Origin of the sequence: Siccirubricoccus phaeus (assembly GCF_008360935.1) — a bacterium.
Classification (GTDB): domain Bacteria; phylum Pseudomonadota; class Alphaproteobacteria; order Acetobacterales; family Acetobacteraceae; genus Siccirubricoccus; species Siccirubricoccus phaeus.
On record NZ_SRXO01000001.1, the window covers coordinates 183,098 to 201,619 of the forward strand.

General features: G+C 71.0%; 19 protein-coding genes. 12 read left to right on the forward strand and 7 right to left on the reverse strand.

Translation table 11 applies throughout. The features are described from left to right. Nucleotides 1-118 precede the first annotated feature (118 nt). The 3 genes from E5N76_RS00815 to E5N76_RS00825 all read right to left on the reverse strand — a co-directional run bounded on the left by E5N76_RS00815 (nt 119) and on the right by E5N76_RS00825 (nt 2,494). Complete coding sequence (locus E5N76_RS00815; protein ID WP_149535396.1) at nt 119-1,084, reverse strand: D-2-hydroxyacid dehydrogenase family protein; 966 nt, start codon at nt 1,082-1,084, stop codon at nt 119-121. 64 nt (nt 1,085-1,148) lie between these two features. After that, the gene (locus E5N76_RS00820; protein WP_149535397.1) at nt 1,149-1,598 is read right to left on the reverse strand and encodes an acyl-CoA thioesterase; all 450 of its coding nucleotides are present in this window, start codon (nt 1,596-1,598) and stop codon (nt 1,149-1,151) included. Continuing rightward, nucleotides 1,595-2,494, reverse strand: a complete 900-nt coding sequence (locus E5N76_RS00825) for an ABC transporter substrate-binding protein (RefSeq protein ID WP_187829893.1) — start codon at nt 2,492-2,494, stop codon at nt 1,595-1,597. Before E5N76_RS00825 ends, E5N76_RS00820 begins: the two co-directional genes overlap by 4 nt. 303 nt (nt 2,495-2,797) lie before the next feature. On the opposite strand from E5N76_RS00825, the gene minC reads away from it, so the two are divergent. From minC to minE, 3 genes are all read left to right on the forward strand, one after another. Beyond that, entirely contained in the window at nt 2,798-3,532 is a 735-nt protein-coding gene (gene minC / locus E5N76_RS00830) for a septum site-determining protein MinC (RefSeq protein ID WP_235907522.1), read from the forward strand. Nucleotides 3,533-3,655: 123 nt separating this feature from the next. Beyond that, nucleotides 3,656-4,477 carry a septum site-determining protein MinD gene (gene minD / locus E5N76_RS00835; RefSeq protein WP_149535400.1) on the forward strand — a complete coding sequence of 274 codons (822 nt, stop codon included), beginning with the start codon at nt 3,656-3,658 and terminating at the stop codon, nt 4,475-4,477. Further along, on the forward strand, nt 4,477-4,776 hold the full coding sequence (gene minE, locus E5N76_RS00840; protein WP_149535401.1) for a cell division topological specificity factor MinE: 300 nt from the start codon (nt 4,477-4,479) through the stop codon (nt 4,774-4,776). The genes minD and minE overlap by 1 nt, the downstream gene beginning before the upstream one ends. Before the next feature lie 278 nt (nt 4,777-5,054). Here the strand turns inward: minE and E5N76_RS00845 are convergent, their stop codons facing one another. After that, entirely contained in the window at nt 5,055-7,010 is a 1,956-nt protein-coding gene (locus tag E5N76_RS00845) for a hypothetical protein (protein ID WP_149535402.1), read from the reverse strand. 134 nt (nt 7,011-7,144) lie between these two features. Here E5N76_RS00845 and E5N76_RS00850 point away from each other — a divergent pair, with 134 nt between their 5' ends. Continuing rightward, entirely contained in the window at nt 7,145-8,221 is a 1,077-nt protein-coding gene (locus E5N76_RS00850; RefSeq protein WP_149535403.1) for a serine hydrolase domain-containing protein, read from the forward strand. 43 nt (nt 8,222-8,264) lie between these two features. On the opposite strand, the gene ruvX is transcribed toward E5N76_RS00850, so the two are convergent. Then, nucleotides 8,265-8,750 carry a Holliday junction resolvase RuvX gene (gene ruvX / locus E5N76_RS00855; RefSeq protein WP_149535404.1) on the reverse strand — a complete coding sequence of 162 codons (486 nt, stop codon included), beginning with the start codon at nt 8,748-8,750 and terminating at the stop codon, nt 8,265-8,267. A gap of 43 nt (nt 8,751-8,793) precedes the next feature. Here ruvX and gatC point away from each other — a divergent pair, with 43 nt between their 5' ends. The 5 genes from gatC to E5N76_RS00880 all read left to right on the forward strand — a co-directional run bounded on the left by gatC (nt 8,794) and on the right by E5N76_RS00880 (nt 13,139). Further along, complete coding sequence (gene gatC / locus E5N76_RS00860; RefSeq protein WP_149535405.1) at nt 8,794-9,081, forward strand: Asp-tRNA(Asn)/Glu-tRNA(Gln) amidotransferase subunit GatC; 288 nt, start codon at nt 8,794-8,796, stop codon at nt 9,079-9,081. After that, nucleotides 9,081-10,571 carry an Asp-tRNA(Asn)/Glu-tRNA(Gln) amidotransferase subunit GatA gene (gatA, locus tag E5N76_RS00865; RefSeq protein ID WP_149535406.1) on the forward strand — a complete coding sequence of 497 codons (1,491 nt, stop codon included), beginning with the start codon at nt 9,081-9,083 and terminating at the stop codon, nt 10,569-10,571. The genes gatC and gatA overlap by 1 nt, the downstream gene beginning before the upstream one ends. 263 nt (nt 10,572-10,834) lie before the next feature. After that, nucleotides 10,835-11,116 carry a hypothetical protein gene (locus E5N76_RS00870; RefSeq protein WP_149535407.1) on the forward strand — a complete coding sequence of 94 codons (282 nt, stop codon included), beginning with the start codon at nt 10,835-10,837 and terminating at the stop codon, nt 11,114-11,116. Next, entirely contained in the window at nt 11,100-12,548 is a 1,449-nt protein-coding gene (gene gatB, locus E5N76_RS00875) for an Asp-tRNA(Asn)/Glu-tRNA(Gln) amidotransferase subunit GatB (RefSeq protein ID WP_149535408.1), read from the forward strand. Before E5N76_RS00870 ends, gatB begins: the two co-directional genes overlap by 17 nt. Before the next feature lie 87 nt (nt 12,549-12,635). Continuing rightward, the gene (locus E5N76_RS00880) at nt 12,636-13,139 is read left to right on the forward strand and encodes a GAF domain-containing protein (protein WP_149535409.1); all 504 of its coding nucleotides are present in this window, start codon (nt 12,636-12,638) and stop codon (nt 13,137-13,139) included. 172 nt (nt 13,140-13,311) lie between these two features. Here the strand turns inward: E5N76_RS00880 and E5N76_RS00885 are convergent, their stop codons facing one another. Both E5N76_RS00885 and E5N76_RS29280 read right to left on the reverse strand, forming a co-directional pair. Continuing rightward, a complete protein-coding gene (locus E5N76_RS00885; protein ID WP_187829894.1) occupies nt 13,312-14,280 on the reverse strand; it encodes a Bug family tripartite tricarboxylate transporter substrate binding protein in 969 nt (322 codons plus the stop codon). A 301-nt stretch (nt 14,281-14,581) separates the two neighbouring features. After that, on the reverse strand, nt 14,582-15,007 hold the full coding sequence (locus tag E5N76_RS29280; RefSeq protein ID WP_187829895.1) for a glycine zipper 2TM domain-containing protein: 426 nt from the start codon (nt 15,005-15,007) through the stop codon (nt 14,582-14,584). Between the two features lie 177 nt (nt 15,008-15,184). Here E5N76_RS29280 and E5N76_RS00895 point away from each other — a divergent pair, with 177 nt between their 5' ends. The 3 genes from E5N76_RS00895 to E5N76_RS00905 all read left to right on the forward strand — a co-directional run bounded on the left by E5N76_RS00895 (nt 15,185) and on the right by E5N76_RS00905 (nt 18,513). Further along, on the forward strand, nt 15,185-15,724 hold the full coding sequence (locus E5N76_RS00895) for a chromate transporter (RefSeq protein WP_149535412.1): 540 nt from the start codon (nt 15,185-15,187) through the stop codon (nt 15,722-15,724). Continuing rightward, nucleotides 15,711-16,250 carry a chromate transporter gene (locus E5N76_RS00900; RefSeq protein ID WP_149535413.1) on the forward strand — a complete coding sequence of 180 codons (540 nt, stop codon included), beginning with the start codon at nt 15,711-15,713 and terminating at the stop codon, nt 16,248-16,250. Before E5N76_RS00895 ends, E5N76_RS00900 begins: the two co-directional genes overlap by 14 nt. A gap of 175 nt (nt 16,251-16,425) precedes the next feature. After that, nucleotides 16,426-18,513 (forward strand): 3-hydroxyacyl-CoA dehydrogenase NAD-binding domain-containing protein, encoded by a 2,088-nt coding sequence (locus E5N76_RS00905; protein WP_149535414.1) that lies wholly within the window; start codon nt 16,426-16,428, stop codon nt 18,511-18,513. Nucleotides 18,514-18,522 lie beyond the last annotated feature (9 nt).

Below are 18,522 nucleotides of genomic sequence, written 5' to 3' on the forward strand. Positions count from 1 at the left end.
TCGGACCGGGGTCCGGGGCCAGATCCTGGCCCCGGCGGGAGTGCAGAGGGCAGAGCCCTCTGCCGGGGGCATGGAGGCGGAGCCCCCATTCTTCCGCTCACCCCCGCGCCAGCCCTGCCTAGTCGGCGCGCAATTCGCGGATGGGCGCCCCGGCCAGGAAGGCCTCCACCGCCTCCACTGCGCCCTGGAAATAGGCGCGGTAATTCTCCTCCGTCACATAGCCCAGATGCGGCGTCAGCACGGTGTTCGGCGCCGAGAGGATGGGGTGGCCCGCCGGCAGCGGCTCCTGGTCATACACATCCAGCCCGGCGCCGGCGATCCGGCCCTCCTGCAGCGCGGCGATCAGCGCCGCCTGGTCGATCAGCGGCCCGCGGCTGGTGTTCACGATGATGGCGCTGCGCTTCATCAGCGCCAGCTCGGCAGCGCCGATCATGCCGCGGGAGCGGTCGGAGAGCACGACATGCAGCGTCACCACGTCGGACTGCTCCAGCAGCGCATCCTTCGTCGCCAGGCTGGCGCCGGCGGCCGCGGCCTTCTCCGCCGTCAGGTTCTGGCTCCAGCCCAGCACCTTCATGCCGAAGGCCGCCCCCACCTTGGCCACCCGGCTGCCGAGATTGCCGAGGCCGATGACGCCGAGCGTCTTGCCCTCGAGCCCGGTGCCGAGCTTCACCTGCCAGCGTCCGGCGCGCAGCGCGGCCTCCTGCTCCGGGATGTGGCGCAGCACGGAGAGGATCAGCCCCCAGGTGATGTCCACCGTCGAATTGCCCACCCCCGGCGTGCCGCAGACGGTAATGCCGCGCGCCGTGGCCGCCGCCAGATCGACGGAGCGGTTGCGGGCGCCGGTGGTGATCAGCAGCTTGAGGTTGGGCAGCCGGTCGAGCAGCGCCTTCGGGAAGGGCGTGCGTTCCCGCATGATCAGCAGCGCATCGAAGGGGGCGAGGCGGGCGACCAGCGCCTCCAGGTCGGTGATGGTGTCGCGGAACACCTCGATGGCGAGGCCCTTGGGCAGCCTGTCCCAGGGGCCGAGGGTCAGGGCGACGCCCTGGTAGTCGTCGAGGATCGCGAGGCGGCTGAGGCTTGGCATGGGGGTTTCCTCCGGTCGGGGCGCGTAGCGTTGGCGCAACCGCGCAGGCTGCGCAATCGGGGGCTCAGCCTGCCGGGGGCAGAAGCTTCCGCATGGCCGCCTCGCGCAGCTTCGCCGGCAGCGGCACGGTCCGCCCCTGCTCCGCCCTGGCGACATAGACATGGACGAAATGCGCCTCGGCGCTCGCCTGCTCCTCCGCATTGCGGAACAGGCCGATCTCGTAGCGGATGGAGGAGGTGCCGAGCCGGCCGCAGCGCAGCCCGCAGGTGAGGCGGTCCGGGAAGGTGATGGGCGCGAAGTAGCGGCACTGCGTCTCCACCACCAGCCCCACCTCCGTGCTGGTGGCGAGGTCCAGCACCCCGTTCTCCAGCAGGAAGAGCGCCACCGCGGTGTCGATGAAGCTGTAGTACTGCACGTTGTTCACATGGCCGTAGATGTCGTTGTCCATCCAGCGCGTCGGCATCTCGGTGAACCAGAGGAAATCCGCGCGGGTGGCGATGGGGGGGCGGCTCATGCGGACAGCGCCTCCCGGACGATGGCGTTGTCCACGCAGGCCTCGAAGGGCGGGACATGGCGCATGGCGCCGGCGGCGACCATGGCGCGACCGAGCCTTGCCAGCGCCTCCTCCGGGAAGAGCGGGCCGGCGCCCCAGAGGTCGAGGCCCTGGTAGCGGGCGATGCCGCGCCGGAGGTGGTCCGGCGGCATATCGGCGAAGCGGGGGGCGAGGAGGGCGGCCACCTCGGCCGCCGGGGCGGCGCGGAGGAAGCGCAGCGATTCGTCCATGGCGCGGATCATCGCCATGAGCTCGGGGCGGCGGGCGGCGATGCCGGCCTCGGTGGCGTAGAAGGCGGTGTAGGCGGTCAGGCCGCGGCTGGCCTGGGCGTGCAGCACCGCGCCGCCTTCATCCTCCACGCGGCAGGCGAAGGGCTCGAACATCTGGGCGACGTCCAGCCGGCCGGCGGCTAGGGCGGCGGCATTCTCCGCCATGGAAGGGCCGGCGGGCGGGGGCAGGGGGGGCAGCCCGGCCTCGGCCAGGTCGCCGGCCAGGCACCAGACCGGGGTCGGCACCTCGGACACCAGCCCGACCCGCAGGCCGGCGAGATCGGCCAGCGAAAAGCCGGGGCGCGGGGCGGGGCCGAGGAGCAGGAAAGGATCGCGCATCACCACGGCGCAGAAGCTGCGCAGGGTGCAGCCGGGGTCGCGGCTGCGCAGCAGCATGGGGCGCATGGGGCCGGACCAGGCCACATCCGCCTCGCCCGCCAGCAGCTTCGCGCAGGCGGCATCCGTGCCGCCGGCCTCCACCAGCCGCACCTCCACGCCCTGGCGGGCGAAGGCGCCGCGGAGCTCGGCCAGGTAGAAGGGGGCGTAGAACAGGGCCCGGAAGGGCTCCAGCAGGGTCATCGGCCGCATCAAAGGCTCCTCGGCTGTCGCCGCATTAGAGCGCCGATCGGAACCGGGCGCATCCCGGGGGCCTTGCCCTGGACCCCGCCGCGAAGGAGACCCTTCCCGGACCCCGCCTGAGTTTGCCGGCGCAACCGATTCGCCCCGGGGGCCTGGCCCGGGCATCCCTGCCGGCCGAAGCCCCGGCCGTGCCGAATCCCGTGGATAACCGCGCTCCGGGGCTTCGCCCGCGAAGATCGCATGGCTATAGACCGGAGCCTGCCCCGCCCTTCATGCTGCCCCGCACGCTTCCGCCCCAGCCGAGTCCCTGAATTGAGCCAGACGCTGCCCGAAACCTTCCGATTGCGCGCCGGCAATTTCAACCTGCTGGTGCTGCGGCTGCTGGACCCGCGGCCGGAGGCGGTGCTGCCCGCCCTGGGCGACCAATTCCGCCGGGCGCCCGGCTTCCTCCGCTTCGCCCCCATCGTCATCGGCCTCGGCGACCTCGAAGCCTCCCCGGAAGAGGTGGATTTCCGCGCCCTGATCGAAGGGCTGCACGCGCTGGAGATCGTGCCCATCGGCACCAGCGGCGGCCAGCCGGCGATGCGCCAGGCGGCCCAGGCCGCCGGCCTGCCCCCCCTGCGCGCCATGGGCGGGCGGGATGCCGAGGAGCTGCCGGGCCCCGCCGCGGCGCCGGAGCCCGCCGCCGCCCCCTTGCCGCCGCCCGCCGAGTCCGGCCGGCCGAGCCTGGTGGTGACGGAGCCGGTGCGCTCCGGCCAGCGGATCTATGCCGCCGGCGCCGACCTCGTCGTCACCGCCACGGTCAATCCGGGGGCGGAGGTGATCGCCGACGGGCATGTGCATGTCTATGGCGCGCTGCGCGGCCGGGCCGTCGCCGGCGCGCGGGACAATCCGGAAGCGCGGGTCTTCGCGCTGAATTTCGACCCCGAGCTGATCGCCATCGCCGGCTTCTATGCGGTGCGGGAACAGCTCGGGGATGCCGCCTCCGGCCGGCCGACCCAGGTCTGGCTGGAGGGCGAGGAATTGCGTTTCGGGCCGCTGGGCTGAGCGGCGGATGAACGGGGTGGGAGCAGGCGAGGGCGTTTTCCTGCCGGCAAGGCTTGCGGCGCCGCCGCAACCGGCGTGGAAAGGGCCCGCTGGACCCAGGGGATTCGAGAAGGGAATGCGTTCATGGCGCAGGTGATCGTCGTCACTTCGGGCAAGGGCGGTGTGGGCAAGACGACGACGAGCGCGGCCCTCGCGACCGGCCTCGCGCAGCGCGGCAAGAAGACCGTGGTGATCGACTTCGATGTCGGGCTGCGCAACCTGGATTTGATTATGGGTGTCGAACGCCGCGTGGTGTTCGACATCGTCAACGTCATCCAGGGCGAGGCGCGGCTGAGCCAGGCGCTGATCCGCGACAAGCGGGTGGAGAACCTCTCCATCCTCCCCGCCTCCCAGACCCGCGACAAGGACGCGCTGACCAAGGAAGGCGTCGCCGAGATCATCGAGGAGCTGGGCAAGGATTTCGACTACATCCTCTGCGACAGCCCGGCGGGGATCGAGAAGGGGGCGCTGCTGGCGCTCTACTTCGCCGACCAGGCGATCATCGTCACCAACCCGGAAGTCTCCTCGGTCCGCGACTCGGACCGCATCCTCGGCGTGCTGCAGAGCAAGTCGAAGCGGGCGGAGGAGAAAAGGGAGAAAGTGAAGGAACACCTCCTCGTCACCCGCTACGACGCCGGGCGGGTGGAGCGGGGGGAGATGCTGAAGCTCGAGGATGTGCGGGAGATCCTCGCCATCCCGCTGCTCGGCGTGATCCCGGAAAGCGAGAGCGTGCTGAAGGCCTCCAACACCGGCACGCCGGTGATCATGGATGCCGAGAGCGTGGCGGGGCAGGCCTACAAGGATGCGGTGGGGCGCTTCCTCGGGGATGAGCTGCCGCATCGCTTCCTCGACCCGGAGAAGAAGCCGGGCATCCTGAAGCGCCTGTTCGGGGGGAGGGCGGCCTGATGAGCTGGCTTGATTTCTTCCGCAGCACCCGCAAGCCGGAACCGGCCGCCGCCAGCGCCAGCGCGGCGAAGGAGCGGCTGCAGATCGTGCTGGCGCATGAGCGCATCGGCCGGACGCGGGAGGATTTCCTGCCGCGGCTGCAGCAGGAGCTGGTGGCGGTGGTGGCGCGCTACGTGGCGATCGACCCGGGGAAGGTGAACGTCAACCTCGACCGGGGCGGGGATCTGTCCACCCTGGCGATTGAGATCGAGCTGCCGGGGCCGAAGGCGGCGGTGCGGACGCCGGCCGCGGCGCGGTAGGCGCTGCCCGGTATCCTGCAGGGGCGCTGCCCCCATCGAATGCATGCGTTCGATCCCCGCCGGAGGGTGGACCATCCCCCGGACCCCGGTGGGAGTTTGGGATCCGACCGGCCGGAGCAAACTCCGATCAGGTGGAAGCACCTGATCGGAGCAATTTGCTCGCTTGAACAAAGATCTAGAGCATGATCGGTTGAGGTCGAGTCGACTGAAACCGTGAATCACGCGACCGAACAATGAGCTAAAGCGGGGCGGGTGAGCGCAGCTCAACCGATCACGCTCTAGGCCGCCGCGGCCGCCGGCTGCGACAGTTCCGGGGCGATCAGCCCCAGCAGCACCCAGGGCTGGGTTTCCGAATTGGTCTCCCCGGCCGTCGGGCTCGTCAGGTGCTCGATGCCGTCCGGGGTGGGGCGGGCGGTCATCGCCAGGCGCTCCTGGCATAGCCGGGTCAGCATCGCGAGCCGGTCCCATTCCTCGGGCAGCCAGGCCAGCACGCCCTCCGCCCGGCGGGCCCGCACCAGCTTCAGGGCGCGCAGCAGCAGCCCGGCCTTGTAGGTCCAGAAGGCGCCTTCCTCGTACCAGTCGCCATCCGGCTTGCGGCTGCGCAGGGTGATGGTGTCGAAGGGCAGGGTGACGCCGTCGCGCTGCATGGTGACGGTGCCGAGCCGCAGCGCATGCAGGGCGCGGCGCAGCGCCTGGGGCAGGCGGGGGTCGCCATCCCGCCGCGCCAGCCGGGCCAGGGCCAGGATGGCGGCGGCGTGGCAGTCCAGATGCGCGACGATGCCGCCGGAATCCACGAACAGCCCGTCATTCGCGCCGTCCTTCTGCGCCTGCAGCAGCATGTCGAGCGCCGCGTCCCGCGCCAGCCGATAGCGCGCCTCGCCGCTGGCCTGGAGCATGGTGTCGAGGGCGAGGAGGACGAAGGAGATGCCGCGGACGAACACCGCCGGGCCGGCATGCCCGGCCGGGGTGGCGAAGGCGAAGAACCCGTCCAGATGGCGGTCGAACCAGGATTTCAGCATCGCCAGCCGGGCCGGGGCGACCGGGTGCCGGTAGCTGCCGAGCGTCGCATGCGCCCAATAGGTGGCGACCGCGTTCAGCTCCGCGCCGTAATCATAGCTGGCGCTCGGGTCGATGCAGGCATGGCCGGCGGGGTCGCGCAGCGGCGCCTCCACCCCTGGCGTCGGCACCGGCGTGCCGCCGGTCACCAGCAGCCGGTTCTCGCTGATGGCGAATTCGCCGCCCGGCGGCACCGAGTCGGCGGCGTAACGGGTGAGGCACCAATGCAGCTGCCCCTCCCCGGCGACCGTCGCGCTGACGGTCTTCACCGCCTCCGGCTGCTGCGGCTGGATGTGCAGCGCATGGGCGTAATTGCCCAGCCCGGCTTCCTGCAGGACAAGCTGGCGGAAGGGGCCGGTATGGATATAGGCCTGCCCCTCGGCCGGCAGGCCGGGCGTGACATAGCCGGCCGCGGTGCCGATGCGGCAATGCCGGGTGCGTTCCGAGAGGTTGTCGCAGGCCGTGGTGATGCGCACCGCCTTCAGCGTCACCCCGGCTTCCGCCCGCAGCCGGACCTTGAGCTGGATCACCGGGCTGTCCGCCCGGATGATGTATTCGTAGCGCAGCGTGCCGACCCGTTCCGGGCGGTTGTTGAAGCGGCTGTTCGGCGCCATCAGCACGCTTTCATGGAACAGCACCACCGCTTCCGGCGTGCGGAGCATGCCATGCTCGGCGATGCTGTCCTCGACATCGATGCAATGCGTCCGGCCTTGCAGGCGGAACTCGACCAGGTTGCCGGTATGCGCCGCCGCCTCCCGGTCGCGGCCATCGTTGAACCGGCCGCCCTGCAGCACCATGCCGCGGGAGAGGTCGCCCCAGAAGCGGTGGAAGGGGTTGACGACCTCGAACACCTGCGGCGCCGGTTGCGAGGCCTGCAATTGCGGCTCCGCCAGCCGGCGCCAGATCAGGTCGCTGGCGGACATGCCGAGGACGAAGTCGAGGATCTGGTCGGTGAAGCCTGGATCGGCGTCGCGGATCGCCGGCTGGGCCAGCAGCTCCAGCGCCTTGGCGTTGTCGTCCGTCCAGTACCAGCGGCTGTTGTTGAAGGGCTGGGCGGTTTCCGCCAGCGCCAGGGTCCGGCCGCCCTGGAAGCTCACCGGCTTGGCCAATTGCGCCTTGAGGAAGGCGAGGCCGGCGGCGATGGGGTCGGCGGGCGGCGGCGGGGCGGAGATGCTCATTCTGGGCGATGCTTCCGTCTGGCGGGCAGGGTCTTCCGGCCGGGACGCAGCTAAGGCCGGGACGTCTGAAGGGAGTCTTACAGCAGGAGGCGGCCAGTTTGCCACGCGGCCGGGCAGGCCGCATCCTGGGCGGCATGACCTTGCCGCCGATTCCGGAGCCCGTACCGGGCTTCGACCCCGCCGCGCTGCAGGCTGCCGTGGAATTCGCGGCAGCGCATGAGACGCCCTGGCCGCGCGACCTGAAGGCCCATATCGAGGCCGGCTATTTCGAGGGGCCGCCGGACAACGCCATTCTCGGCCGCACCGCGCCACGCGGGGCGCCGAACGGGCTGGTGCTGCGGCATGGCCGGCTGGCGGCGCGCTGGGGCGATACGCGCCAGGTGGACATGACCTTCAGCGTGGCGAAGAGCTACCTGGCGATCCTGGCCGGGCTGGCGGTGGGGGACGGGCTGATCCCGGACCTCGATGCCCCGGTGCGGACGCTGGTGGCGGATGGCGGCTTCGAGGGGGCGCAGAACGGCGCCATCACCTGGCGGCATTTGCTGCAGAACACCTCGGAATGGGAGGGGGAGCTCTTCGGCAAGTCCGACGTGATCGACCGCGGGCGGAGCCTGGCGGTGGAGGGGCGGGGGCGGAAGGGCCTGCCACGGCCCTTGCAGCCGCCCGGAAGCTATTGGGAATACAATGACGTGCGGGTGAACCGGCTGTCCCTGGCGCTGCTCCGGGTATTCGGCCGGGCGCTGCCGGAGGTGTTCGCCGAGCGGATCATGCGGCCGATCGGGGCGTCCGATGACTGGCGGTGGGAGGGGTATGAGACCTCCTGGGTCGAGATCGGCGGGCGGCGCGTGCAGAGCGTGTCCGGCGGCGGGCATTGGGGCGGCGGCGTCTTCATCCATGCCGAGGACCAGGCGCGGATCGGCCAGCTCTGCCTGCAGGACGGGGTGTGGGAGAGGCGACGGCTGCTGCCGGCGGGCTGGGTGGCGCAATGCCGCACCCCGTGCGCCCTGAACCCGCATTACGGGCTGCTGTGGTGGCTGAACACCGGACGGACGCGCTGGCCGGCGGCGAGCGCGGCGAGCTTCTGCTTCTCCGGCGCAGGGGGGAACATCACCTGGGTGGAGCCGGAGGGCGGGGTGGTGGCGGTGCTGCGCTGGGTGGACCCCACGGCGCTGAACGGCTTCATGGAGAGGGTGGGGGCGGCCCTGGCCTGAGACTCAAGGGGTCCAGGGGCCTTTCGGCCCTTGGCGGGGTGGGTCAGGGAGGGGCGGCGCCCCTCGCTGGCTGGGTGGCGTCCAGCGCGGATTGCAGCATCCAGGCCGCCGCCGCCCGGTCCACCACTTCGGCGCGTTTGGCCCGGCTGAGATCGGCCTCCTGCACCAGCATCCGGTTCACCGCGGCGGAGGAGAGCCGTTCGTCCCAGAGGGCGACGGGAAGCTGGGTGGCCGTGGCGATGGCCATCCCCCAATCCTTCGCCGCCTGGGCGGCCGGGCCGAAGCTGCCATCCATGCCGAGCGGCAGGCCGACCACCAGCCCGCCCGCCCCTTCCTTGCGCGCAATGGCCGCCACCTCCGCCGCATTGGCCGCCAGCTTGCCCCGCTTCAGCACCGCATAGGGGCTGGCGAGTAGCAGCGAGACGTCGGACAGCGCCACGCCGATCTGCTTCGCCCCAGGGTCGAGGCCGATCAGCCTTTGTCCGCGCGGCAGGGCGGCCCGGAGGTCCCTCAGGTTGAAGAGCGCCATGCCGGGCCTTATAGCCCCCCTATCGCTTGCAACGGGAACCCCCATGTCGCTCGATACCGCCACCATCCGGCGCATCGCCTCGCTGGCCCGCATCCGGCTGGAAGACGAGGAGGTCGGCCGCATGCAGGCGGAGCTGAACGGCATCCTCGGCTGGATCGAGCAATTGCAGGCGGTGGACACCGAGGGGGTGGAGCCGATGGCGGGCGGCGGCGCCGTCGCCCTGCGCATGCGGGAGGATGTCGTCACCGATGGCGGCATTCCGGACCAGGTGCTGGCCAATGCGCCGGACCGCCAGGGCGAATATTTCGGCGTGCCGAAGGTGGTCGAGTAATGCATCCCACGGATTTCACCCTGCGCGGCGCCATCGAGGCGCTGAACGAGGGCCTCGTCACCAGCGTCGAGCTGACCGAGGCGCATCTGCGCGCCATCGAGGCGCTGAACCCGCGGATCAACGCCTTCACCACAGTGACGGGGGAGCAGGCGCTGGCCCAGGCGCGCGCCAGCGATGCGCGGCGGAAGGAGGGGATCGCCGGGCCGCTGGAAGGCGTGCCGCTGGCGATCAAGGATCTGTTCTGCACCGCCGGCGTGCGGACCACGGCGGGCAGCCGGATCCTGGGCAATTTCATCCCGCCCTATGAGAGCACGGTGAGTGCCAACCTGCTGCGGGACGGCGCGGTGTTCCTCGGCAAGGTGAACATGGACGAGTTCGCCATGGGCTCCTCCAACACCACCTCCGCCTTCGGGCCGGTGGAGAATCCCTGGAGCCGGGCGAACGACCCGGATACGCGGCTGGTGCCGGGCGGCTCCTCCGGCGGCTCGGCGGCGGCGGTCGCGGCGCGGCTGGCGCTGGGGGCGACGGCGACGGATACGGGCGGTTCCATCCGGCAGCCGGCGGCCTTCTGCGGCATCGCCGGCATCAAGCCGACCTACGGGCGGTGCAGCCGCTACGGCATCGTGGCCTTCGCCTCCTCACTGGACCAGGCGGGGCCGGTGGCGCGGACGGTGGAGGATTGCGCCATCCTGCTGCGGAGCATGGCCGGCTTCGACCCGAAGGACAGCACCAGCGCGGATGTGCCGGTGCCCGACTTCGCCGCCGCCTGCGCCCGCGGGGTGAAGGGCTTGCGCATCGGCGTGCCGCAGGAATACCGGCTGGACGGCATGGCGCCGGAGATCGAGGCGCTGTGGCAGCAGGGGCTGGACTGGCTGCGGGCCGAGGGTGCCGAGACGGTCGAGATCAGCCTGCCGCACACCAAATACGCGCTGCCGACCTACTACATCGTGGCGCCGGCCGAGGCGTCCTCGAACCTCGCCCGCTATGACGGCGTGCGCTTCGGGCTGCGGGTGGCGGAGAAGGGCAGCGACCTGAAGGACCTCTACGAACGCACCCGCGCGGCGGGGTTCGGGGCGGAGGTCAGGCGACGCATCATGATCGGCACCTATGTGCTGAGCGCCGGCTATTACGACGCCTACTACCTGAAGGCGCAGAAGGTCCGCACGCTGATCAAGCGGGACTTCGACGCAGCCTTCGCGGGGGTGGACGCCATCGTGACGCCGGCGACCCCGAGCGCTGCCTTCGGCATGGACGAGAAGCAGGACGACCCGGTGACGATGTACCTGAACGACGTCTTCACCGTGCCGGCGAACCTGGCAGGGCTGCCGGGGCTGGCGGTGCCGGCGGGGCTGGACGGGCAGGGGCTGCCGCTGGGGCTGCAGGTGATCGGGCGCGCCTTCGACGAGGAAACGGTGTTCGCGGTGGGTACTGCCATCGAAAAGGCGGCAGGGTTCGACGCGCTGCCCCGGCTGCGGGCGGGGGCGGTGTGAGCATCGCCTCCCCGGCACTGCGAGGATGGCAGGACGGCATCGCCGGCCTCAAGGACGCTGCGCGCCGGCTGCGCCGGTCGCCTGCGGCGATCCTTGACCCCGGCGATGCCGCCCCGCCCTACAAAACTGTGGCCGGGACGGAGGAGCAGGCGCTTCAACCGAACATAGGAACATTGGATCTGGCGCGGAGCTTCGCGGCGATCCGGGCGGCAGCGGAAGCGCGGCGGTTTTTGAGCTATGGCGATGTCGCTGAGGCATCCGGGGTGCCGTGGAACGCGGCGCGGCGGCGGATGGATCCGCATCTCTTCCATCTCTGCCGCCGGGCGACGGAACATGGGTGGCCGCTGCTCTCGGCCATCGTGGTGGACAAGCGCAGCGTGCCGCACGGCGCCATGCGCGGACGGCCGCTGATCGGCTTCGCCCGGGCCGCGGAGCGCTGCGGCCGCATCATCCCGGACGGCGACGCCGTCGCCTTCCTCGCGGCGGAACAGCGCCGCGTCTTCGAATGGGCCGAGAAGGAACGAGGCCATGTCCTACACGCTTGAAGGCCGCACCGGCCCCTGGGAAATCGTCGTGGGCCTGGAAGTCCACGCCCAGGTCACGTCGCTGGCAAAACTGTTCTCCGGCGCCGCCACCGAATTCGGCGCCGCGCCGAACAGCCAGGTGAGCCTGGTCGATGCCGGCTTCCCCGGCATGCTGCCGGTCATCAACCGCGAATGCGTGGCGCAGGCCGTCCGCACCGGCCTCGGGCTGAAGGCGCAGGTGAACCTCTGGTCGCGCTTCGACCGGAAGAACTACTTCTACGCCGACCTGCCGCAGGGCTACCAGATCAGCCAGTACGCCCACCCGATCATCGGCACCGGCGCCATCGAGATCGAACTCGGCGACGGCACGGTGAAGACCATCGGCATCACCCGCCTGCACCTGGAACAGGATGCGGGAAAGAGCCTGCACGACCAGCACCCGACCAAGAGCTTCATCGACCTCAACCGCTCCGGCGTCGCGCTGATGGAGATCGTCTCCGAGCCCGACATGCGCTCGCCGGAGGAGGCCGGGGCCTATCTCTCGAAGCTCAGGCAGATCCTCCGCTACCTCGGCACCTGCGACGGCAACATGGACGAGGGCTCGATGCGGGCCGACGTCAATGTCTCCGTCCGCAAGGCCGGGGAGGGCTACCGCACCCGCTGCGAGGTGAAGAACGTCAACTCCATCCGCTTCGTCATGCAGGCGGTGGAGGCCGAGGCGCGCCGCCAGATCGAGGTGTGGGAGGAGGGCGGCACGGTCGAGCAGGAAACCCGGCTGTTCGACACCGGCCGCGGCGTCACGCGCTCCATGCGCTCCAAGGAGGATGCGCATGACTACCGCTACTTCCCGGACCCTGATCTGCCGCCGCTGGTGATCGAGCAATCCTGGGTGGAGCGGCTCAAGGCCTCCCTGCCGGAGCTGCCGGATGAGCGGCGCGCGCGCTACGTCGCCATGGGGCTGACGCCCTATGACGCGCATGTGCTGACGCTGGAGAAGGAGACCGCTGCCTATTTCGAGACGGTAGCCAAGGGGCGCGATGCCAAGGTTGCGGCGAATTGGGTGACGGGCGACCTCTTCGCCGCCATCAACCGCCTCAAGACCAGCATCGCGGAGCCGCCGGTGCCGGCTGAGCATCTCGGCCAGTTGCTGGATCTGCTGGCGGACAAGACCCTGTCGGGCACCCTGGCCAAGGCGGTGTTCGAGGCGATGATCGAGACCGGCAAGTCGCCCGGCGCCATCGTGCAGGAGCGCGGACTGCGCCAGGTGACGGATACCGGCGCCATCGACCGCATGGTGGCGCAGGTGCTGGAGGCGAATGCCGACAAGGTCGCCGAGTACAAATCCGGCAAGGAGAAGCTGTTCGGCTTCTTCGTCGGCCAGGTGATGAAGGCGATGCAGGGCAAGGGCAACCCGGCCCTGGTGAATGAGGCGGTGAAGCGGGCGCTGGGCTGACCACCCGGCCCCACCCGCCCAGGAATTGCCGACCGCCCGGATAATTTACCGGCCGGAAAATCGCCTCTGCGTGACTATACTGGTGCCATGTCCAGATTGGACCCGATTCCTGCGCTCTCCCGCCTGACCCTCCAGCTCGCCGAGGCCGATCAGGTGGAGGCGGGCTACCTGGCCCTTGGCGCCGCGGCAGAGGAGATGTTCTCGCCCCTGCTCTTCTCCATCATGCTGCATGATGCCGAGGCCGGGTGGAATCTGCGGGTCCATTCCAGCCAGCCGGAGATCTACCCGCCCGGCGGGCGCAAGCCGGTGCAGGACACGCCCTGGACCCGGCGGCTGTTCCAGCAGGGCAAGCCCTGGCTGTCCGTGGATGTGGCGGCCATCCGCGCCACCTTCGCCGACCATGTGCTGATCGAGGCGCTGGGCTGCGGCTGTGCCATGAACCTGCCGGTGCGCTGGCGCGGCCGTACCCTCGGCACGCTGAACGTCCTGGCGGAGGAGGGGCGCTACACCCCGGGTGATCTCGCCCCCGGCCGGGTGCTGGCGGCCCTCGCCCTGCCGGTGCTGCAGGAGGCGCGGCGGCAGCACGGCTGAGCCCGGCCGCCCACCCCAGCCCGCGCGGCGCCCCAGCCCGCGCAGCGCTATGGAATTCCGGCGAGCGGAGCGGCAAGGCAGGCCACTGCCAGGGCTGGCATCACGGGCCGCTGCCCCGCGGAGCCGGGGCGCTGGCGGCCGGGCTTCCCGGCGCCGCACCGCCGTCGCCGGCTCAATCCACCCGGATATTCGCTGTCTGAGCGACGCGGCGCCACACCTCGGATTCCTGCAGGATGCGGGCGCGGAAGGCCTCCGGCGTGGTCCAGCTTGCCTGGGCGCCCTGGGCGGCCAGGCCGTCCTTCACCTCCGGCGCCTCGCTGGCGATCTTGGCCACCTCCGAGAGCTTCGCCAGGATCGGCGCCGGCAGCCGGGCGGGGCCGAGCAGGCTGTACCAATTATCCGCCAGCAGCTCCGGGTAGCCGTATTCGGCGGTGATGGGCAGGTCCGGCAGGCTGGGGCTGCGCTGGCGGCTGGCCAGGGCCAGGGGCAGCAGCGCCCCGCTGCGGAGATGCGGCATCACCACCGGCAGATCGGCGAAGAGGAGCTGGACGGAGCCGCCGAGCAGATCCGTCACGGCCGGCGCGGCGCCGCGATAGGGCACCACGGTGATGTCGGTCTCGGTCTGGATGCGCAGCAGCTCGGCGGCGAATTGGGAAATGCCGGCGGCGCCGGCGGTGCCGATATTGATCTTCCCCGGCTGGCGCTTCGCCAGGGCGATCAGCTCCGGCAGCGTCTTCACCCCCAGCGAGGGCGGCGCCACCAGCGCTTCCGGCACCAGGGTGACGATGCTGATGGGCGTCAGGTCGTCCGGCACCTTGTAGGGCAGGGTGCCGGTATGCGGGTTGATGACGAGGGAGCCGGAGGAGGTGATGACCAGCGTATAGCCATCCGGCGCTGCCTTGGCGGTGGCGTCCACGCCGATGCCGCCGCCGGCGCCGGCGCGGTTCTCGACGACGATGGGCTGCTTCAGCAGCGTCATCATGGGCTGGGCGTAGAGCCGGGCGATGATGTCGTTCGGCCCGCCGGGCGGGAAGGGGACGATGAGGCGGATGGGGCGGTTCGGCCAATCTCCCGTGCCCTGGGCGAGGGCCGGGGCGGGCAGGGCGAGGGCTGCGGCGGCAAGCAGGTGGCGGCGGCGCATGGCGTTTCCCGAAGGCTGGTTGGGCGGGATGATGCCTTCGTTCCGGCGTGGAGGCCAGGGGAGGAAGGGGCAGCATCCGCATGCCGGCCGGCCTGGAAAAGGAAGCCGAAGAATGGGCAAGAGCGGGCTTGCCGCCTGGCACCCGCCGGATGACGGGGCGCTGCCTGCGGAGTTCGATGAGCCGGCGGGTTCGCCCCTCGGCTCCGAAGCTCTCACCGGGGGTCCGGGGAGTGGTCCGCCCTCCGGCGGCGGCATGGGGCGGCGTCCCCATTTCCGCTTTATCCGATACGGCGGCCCTGCCTCAGTAGCCCTGTGCCCCGTATCCCGGGTAGGGCGCGCCGTAGCCATAGCCCTGCGGCGCATAGCCCGGCTGCGGCGGCTGGGTATAGGGCGGGGACGGGGCGTAGCCATAGCCCTGCGGCGGCGGCTCCACATAGGTCGGCGGCGCGGGCGGCGGCCGCTGCTCGGCCTCCGCCGCATGGCCCAGCAGCCCGCCCACCAGCGCCCCGGCCGCGGCGCCGCCGATGATGCCCGCCCCGCGGTCGTGGCGGCTGGAGAGCAGCCCGCCCAGCAGCCCGCCCGCCGCTGCGCCGGTGACGGCGCCCGCCGCGGTGGGGGAGCCGACGGCCGGCGCCGGCGCGGCGTAGTAGGGCGTGGGCTGCACCTGCACGCAGCCGGGCAGCAGCGCCAGCGCCGCGCCGGCGCAAAGCCATCGGGTCCCGATCATCGCCTGCCGGCGCTCCGCAACATGGGCCCGTAACCTGGCGCCAGGCTGTGGCCGCTTCAGGGCAGGCTCGACAGCCTGCCGGCTTTGCCGGACAACAGATGCGTGATCGGCGGGGGCGGCGTGGCGCAACAGGCAAGGCCCAATGAGGCGAGGCCCAATGAGGCAAAGCCCAGGGGGATGGCGGCCGGGGAGGCGGGGCTCGGCGAGATCCTGCGGGTCTTCGTCACCCTGGGCATGCTCAGCTTCGGCGGCGGCCTTTCCGGCTGGATCCATCGGGAAGTGGTGGTGAAGCGCCGCTGGATGGGCGACGAGGCCTTCCTCGCCGGCATCGCCCTCTGCCAGGTGCTGCCCGGGCCGAACGCGGTCAACCTCGCGCTCTATATCGGCCAGCAATTGCGCGGGCTGCCGGGCGCGGCCATGGCCTTTCTCGGCATTCTCGGCCCGCCCTTCCTGTTCATCCTGGGTCTTGCCCTGGCCTATGGCTGGGGCGCCGGCATGGCCGGCTTCGGCGTGGTGCTGGGCGGCCTGGCGGTGGCGGGGCTGGCGAATTCCCTCACCGTCGCGGCCCGGGCAGGGCGGCGGCTGCGCGGTGTGCGCGCCTGGGGCATCGTGGTGCTGGTCTGCGTCGCGGTCGGCGTGCTGCGCTGGCCCATGCTCCCGGTGGTGGCCGTGGCCATCCCGCTCTCCCTCGCTTTGTCCTGGCATGAGCATGTTTGAGCGGCTGCTGGCGCTGATCCTGGTCTTTGCGCCGCTGTCCCTCGTCTCGCTCGGCGGCGGCACCTCGATCTTCGCCGAGATGCAGCGCCAGGCGGTGGAGGTGCATGGCTGGATGACGGCGCGGACCTTCAATGAGCTCTTCGCCATCTCCCGCGCCGCGCCGGGGCCGGGCTCGCTGATCTCCGCCCTGGTGGGGTGGGAGGCGGCAGGGTTCCTCGGCGCCACGGCCGCGGCGCTGTCGCTCTACCTGCCCTCTTCCGCGCTGCTGCTGGCGGTGGGCGGCTGGTGGCGGCGGCGCGGGGACAGCCCGGTGCGGCGCCGGATCGAGCGCGGCCTGGCGCCGGTGGCGGTGGGGCTGATCCTGGCCGGCGTGCTGACATTGATGCGCGCGGATGGGGCAGGATGGCTGGACTATTTGCTGCTGCTTTCCTGCACCGCGGCGCTGCTGGGCGGGGCCAGCCCCTATCTGGTGATGCTGGCGGTGGCGTTGCTTTATATCGGGCTGCTGCGCGGCGGCTGGCCGTAGGGCGGCTTGCCGAAAAGCGTGAATCGCGCCGCAAGCTACGTAGAATGCGCGGCGCTGGCGAAGCTGGCGGCGTCGCGCCCAGGCCCCCGCCGCGGTTGACGCGCCTGTTTCACCGGCCGAAAATAGTTAGCTAGCTTGCTGACAAGAACCCCAAGGGATGGAGAGGACCGGCGCCATGGCCGAGGAGCCCCGATACGTCGAGCACGCCTTCGATGGCGATGTTCACATCCTGCGGATTGCCAATGCCCCGGTGAACACGCTGCGCACGGAAGTGCGGGCGGGGCTGCTGCAGGGGCTGCAGAACGCGGCGAAGCAGGGCGCGCGGGCCATCGTGCTGATCGGCACCGGCCGGGGCTTTTCCGCCGGCGCGGAGATGACGGAATTCGGCAAGCCGCGGAAGCCGCCTTCCCTCAACGAGGTGTTCGACGCCATCGAGAATTCCCGGGCGCCGGTGATCGCCGCCATCCATGGCAATGCGCTGGGCGGCGGGCTGGAGCTCGCCCTGGCCTGCCATGCGCGCGTCGCCGCGCCGGGCGCGCAGCTTGGCCTGCCGGAGGTGAAGCGGGGCTTCGTGCCGGGCGCCGGCGGCACCCAGCGCCTGCCGCGGCTGATCGGGCTGGAGGCGCTGCGGCTGATCGTCACCGGCGATCCGGTGAGCCCGGCGGAGGCGTTGAAGCTCGGCTTCATCGACGCGGTGCTGGAGGGCGAGCTGGAGCACGCGGCGGTGGCCTGGGCGCGGCAGCATGCGGGCGACAAATTCGTGCTGGCGAAGAACCGCACGGACAGGATCGCCGGCTATGACGCGGCGGCGTTCGACGAGGCGGCAAAGAAGCTGACGGCGCGGAGCCGCGGCCAGGAGAGCCCGAAGGGCTGCGTCACCGCCGTGCGGGCCGCCTTCACCATGCCCTTCGAGGACGGGCTGAATGTGGAGCGGGAGCAATTCCAGACGCTGGTCGCCGGCGAGCAGAGCCAGGCGCTGCGCCACATCTTCTTCGGCGAGCGCGAGGCGGTACGCATCCCGGACCTGCCGGCGGATGCGAAGCCGTTGCCGGTGAACAAGCTGGTCGTCATCGGCGGCGGCACCATGGGCGGCGGCATCGCGATGTCGGCGGCGAATTTCGGCCTGCCGGTGACCATCGTGGAGACCAGCGAGGAGGCGCTGCAGAAGGGCCTGAAGCGCTGCGAGGCGAATTGGGAGCGCACGGTGAAGAGCGGCCGGCTCTCCCAGGCGGAGTACGAGAAGCGCCGCGCCCTGCTCTCCGGCACCACCGCGTTCGAGAAGGCGGTGGGCGAGGCGGACCTCGTCATCGAGGCGGTGTTCGAGAACATGGAGGTGAAGAAGGAGGTCTTCGCGCGGCTCGACAAGGCGGCGCGGCCCGGCATCGTGCTGGCCTCCAACACCTCGACGCTCTCCATCGACGAGATCGCCAGCGCGACCAAGCGGCCGGAGCTGGTGATCGGGATGCATTTCTTCAGCCCGGCCAATGTCATGCGCCTGCTGGAGAATGTGAAGGGGACGAAGACCAGCCCGGTCGCGATCGCCACCGCGACCGAGGTGGGCAAGCGGATCGGCAAGCTGCCGGTGCTGGTGGGGAATTGCGACGGCTTCGTCGGCAACCGGATGACCGGCAAGCGCGGCCCGCAGATCGAGAAGCTGCTGCTGGAAGGCTGCCTGCCGCAGGATGTCGACCGGGTGATGGAAGGCTACGGCATGGCCATGGGGCCGCTCGCCACCGGCGACCTGGCGGGGCTCGATATCGGCGCCGCGGTGCGCAAGGCGCGCGGCACGGTGGCGCCGGTTGCCGATGCGGTGGTGGCGGCCGGGCGGCTCGGGCAGAAGACCTCCAAGGGCTATTACGACTACGACGAGAACCGCAAGCGCATGCCCTCCAAGGAGGTCGAGCGGATCATCCTCGACCTGGCGGAAAAGATGCAGGTGCGGCGGCGGAAGATCGAGGACCAGGAGATCCTGGAGCGGGTGCTGCTGCCGATGGTGAATGAGGGCGCGCGTATCCTGGAGGAAGGCATCGCCTACCGGCCGATCGATATCGACGTGATCTTCATCAACGGCTTCGGCTGGCCGGCCTTCCGCGGCGGGCCGATGTTCTTCGCCGACCGGCTGGGGCTGAAGGCGGTGCGGGACAAGCTGGCGCATTACGCCGAGGCGACGGGCGACCCCAATCTCAGGCCCGCCGCGCTGATCGAGAAGCTGGCCGCCGAGGGCGGCAGCTTCGCCACGCTGAAATCCGCCAAGGCCGCCTGAGGGAGAGGA

Excerpts from the sequence above, each read along its gene's own strand:
- E5N76_RS00820 (WP_149535397.1), bottom strand. The coding sequence starts at position 1,598 with ATGAGCCGCCCCCCCATCGCCACCCGCGCGGATTTCCTCTGGTTCACC.
- E5N76_RS00895 (WP_149535412.1), top strand. The coding sequence starts at position 15,185 with ATGGCGGCCGGGGAGGCGGGGCTCGGCGAGATCCTGCGGGTCTTCGTC.
- E5N76_RS00905 (WP_149535414.1), top strand. The coding sequence starts at position 16,426 with ATGGCCGAGGAGCCCCGATACGTCGAGCACGCCTTCGATGGCGATGTT.
- E5N76_RS00815 (WP_149535396.1), bottom strand. The coding sequence starts at position 1,084 with ATGCCAAGCCTCAGCCGCCTCGCGATCCTCGACGACTACCAGGGCGTC.
- E5N76_RS00825 (WP_187829893.1), bottom strand. The coding sequence starts at position 2,494 with ATGCGGCCGATGACCCTGCTGGAGCCCTTCCGGGCCCTGTTCTACGCC.
- E5N76_RS29280 (WP_187829895.1), bottom strand. The coding sequence starts at position 15,007 with ATGATCGGGACCCGATGGCTTTGCGCCGGCGCGGCGCTGGCGCTGCTG.
- ruvX (WP_149535404.1), bottom strand. The coding sequence starts at position 8,750 with ATGGCGCTCTTCAACCTGAGGGACCTCCGGGCCGCCCTGCCGCGCGGA.
- E5N76_RS00885 (WP_187829894.1), bottom strand. The coding sequence starts at position 14,280 with ATGCGCCGCCGCCACCTGCTTGCCGCCGCAGCCCTCGCCCTGCCCGCC.
- E5N76_RS00900 (WP_149535413.1), top strand. The coding sequence starts at position 15,711 with ATGAGCATGTTTGAGCGGCTGCTGGCGCTGATCCTGGTCTTTGCGCCG.
- E5N76_RS00880 (WP_149535409.1), top strand. The coding sequence starts at position 12,636 with ATGTCCAGATTGGACCCGATTCCTGCGCTCTCCCGCCTGACCCTCCAG.
- gatB (WP_149535408.1), top strand. The coding sequence starts at position 11,100 with ATGTCCTACACGCTTGAAGGCCGCACCGGCCCCTGGGAAATCGTCGTG.
- gatA (WP_149535406.1), top strand. The coding sequence starts at position 9,081 with ATGCATCCCACGGATTTCACCCTGCGCGGCGCCATCGAGGCGCTGAAC.
- gatC (WP_149535405.1), top strand. The coding sequence starts at position 8,794 with ATGTCGCTCGATACCGCCACCATCCGGCGCATCGCCTCGCTGGCCCGC.
- E5N76_RS00845 (WP_149535402.1), bottom strand. The coding sequence starts at position 7,010 with ATGAGCATCTCCGCCCCGCCGCCGCCCGCCGACCCCATCGCCGCCGGC.
- minE (WP_149535401.1), top strand. The coding sequence starts at position 4,477 with ATGAGCTGGCTTGATTTCTTCCGCAGCACCCGCAAGCCGGAACCGGCC.
- E5N76_RS00850 (WP_149535403.1), top strand. The coding sequence starts at position 7,145 with ATGACCTTGCCGCCGATTCCGGAGCCCGTACCGGGCTTCGACCCCGCC.
- minD (WP_149535400.1), top strand. The coding sequence starts at position 3,656 with ATGGCGCAGGTGATCGTCGTCACTTCGGGCAAGGGCGGTGTGGGCAAG.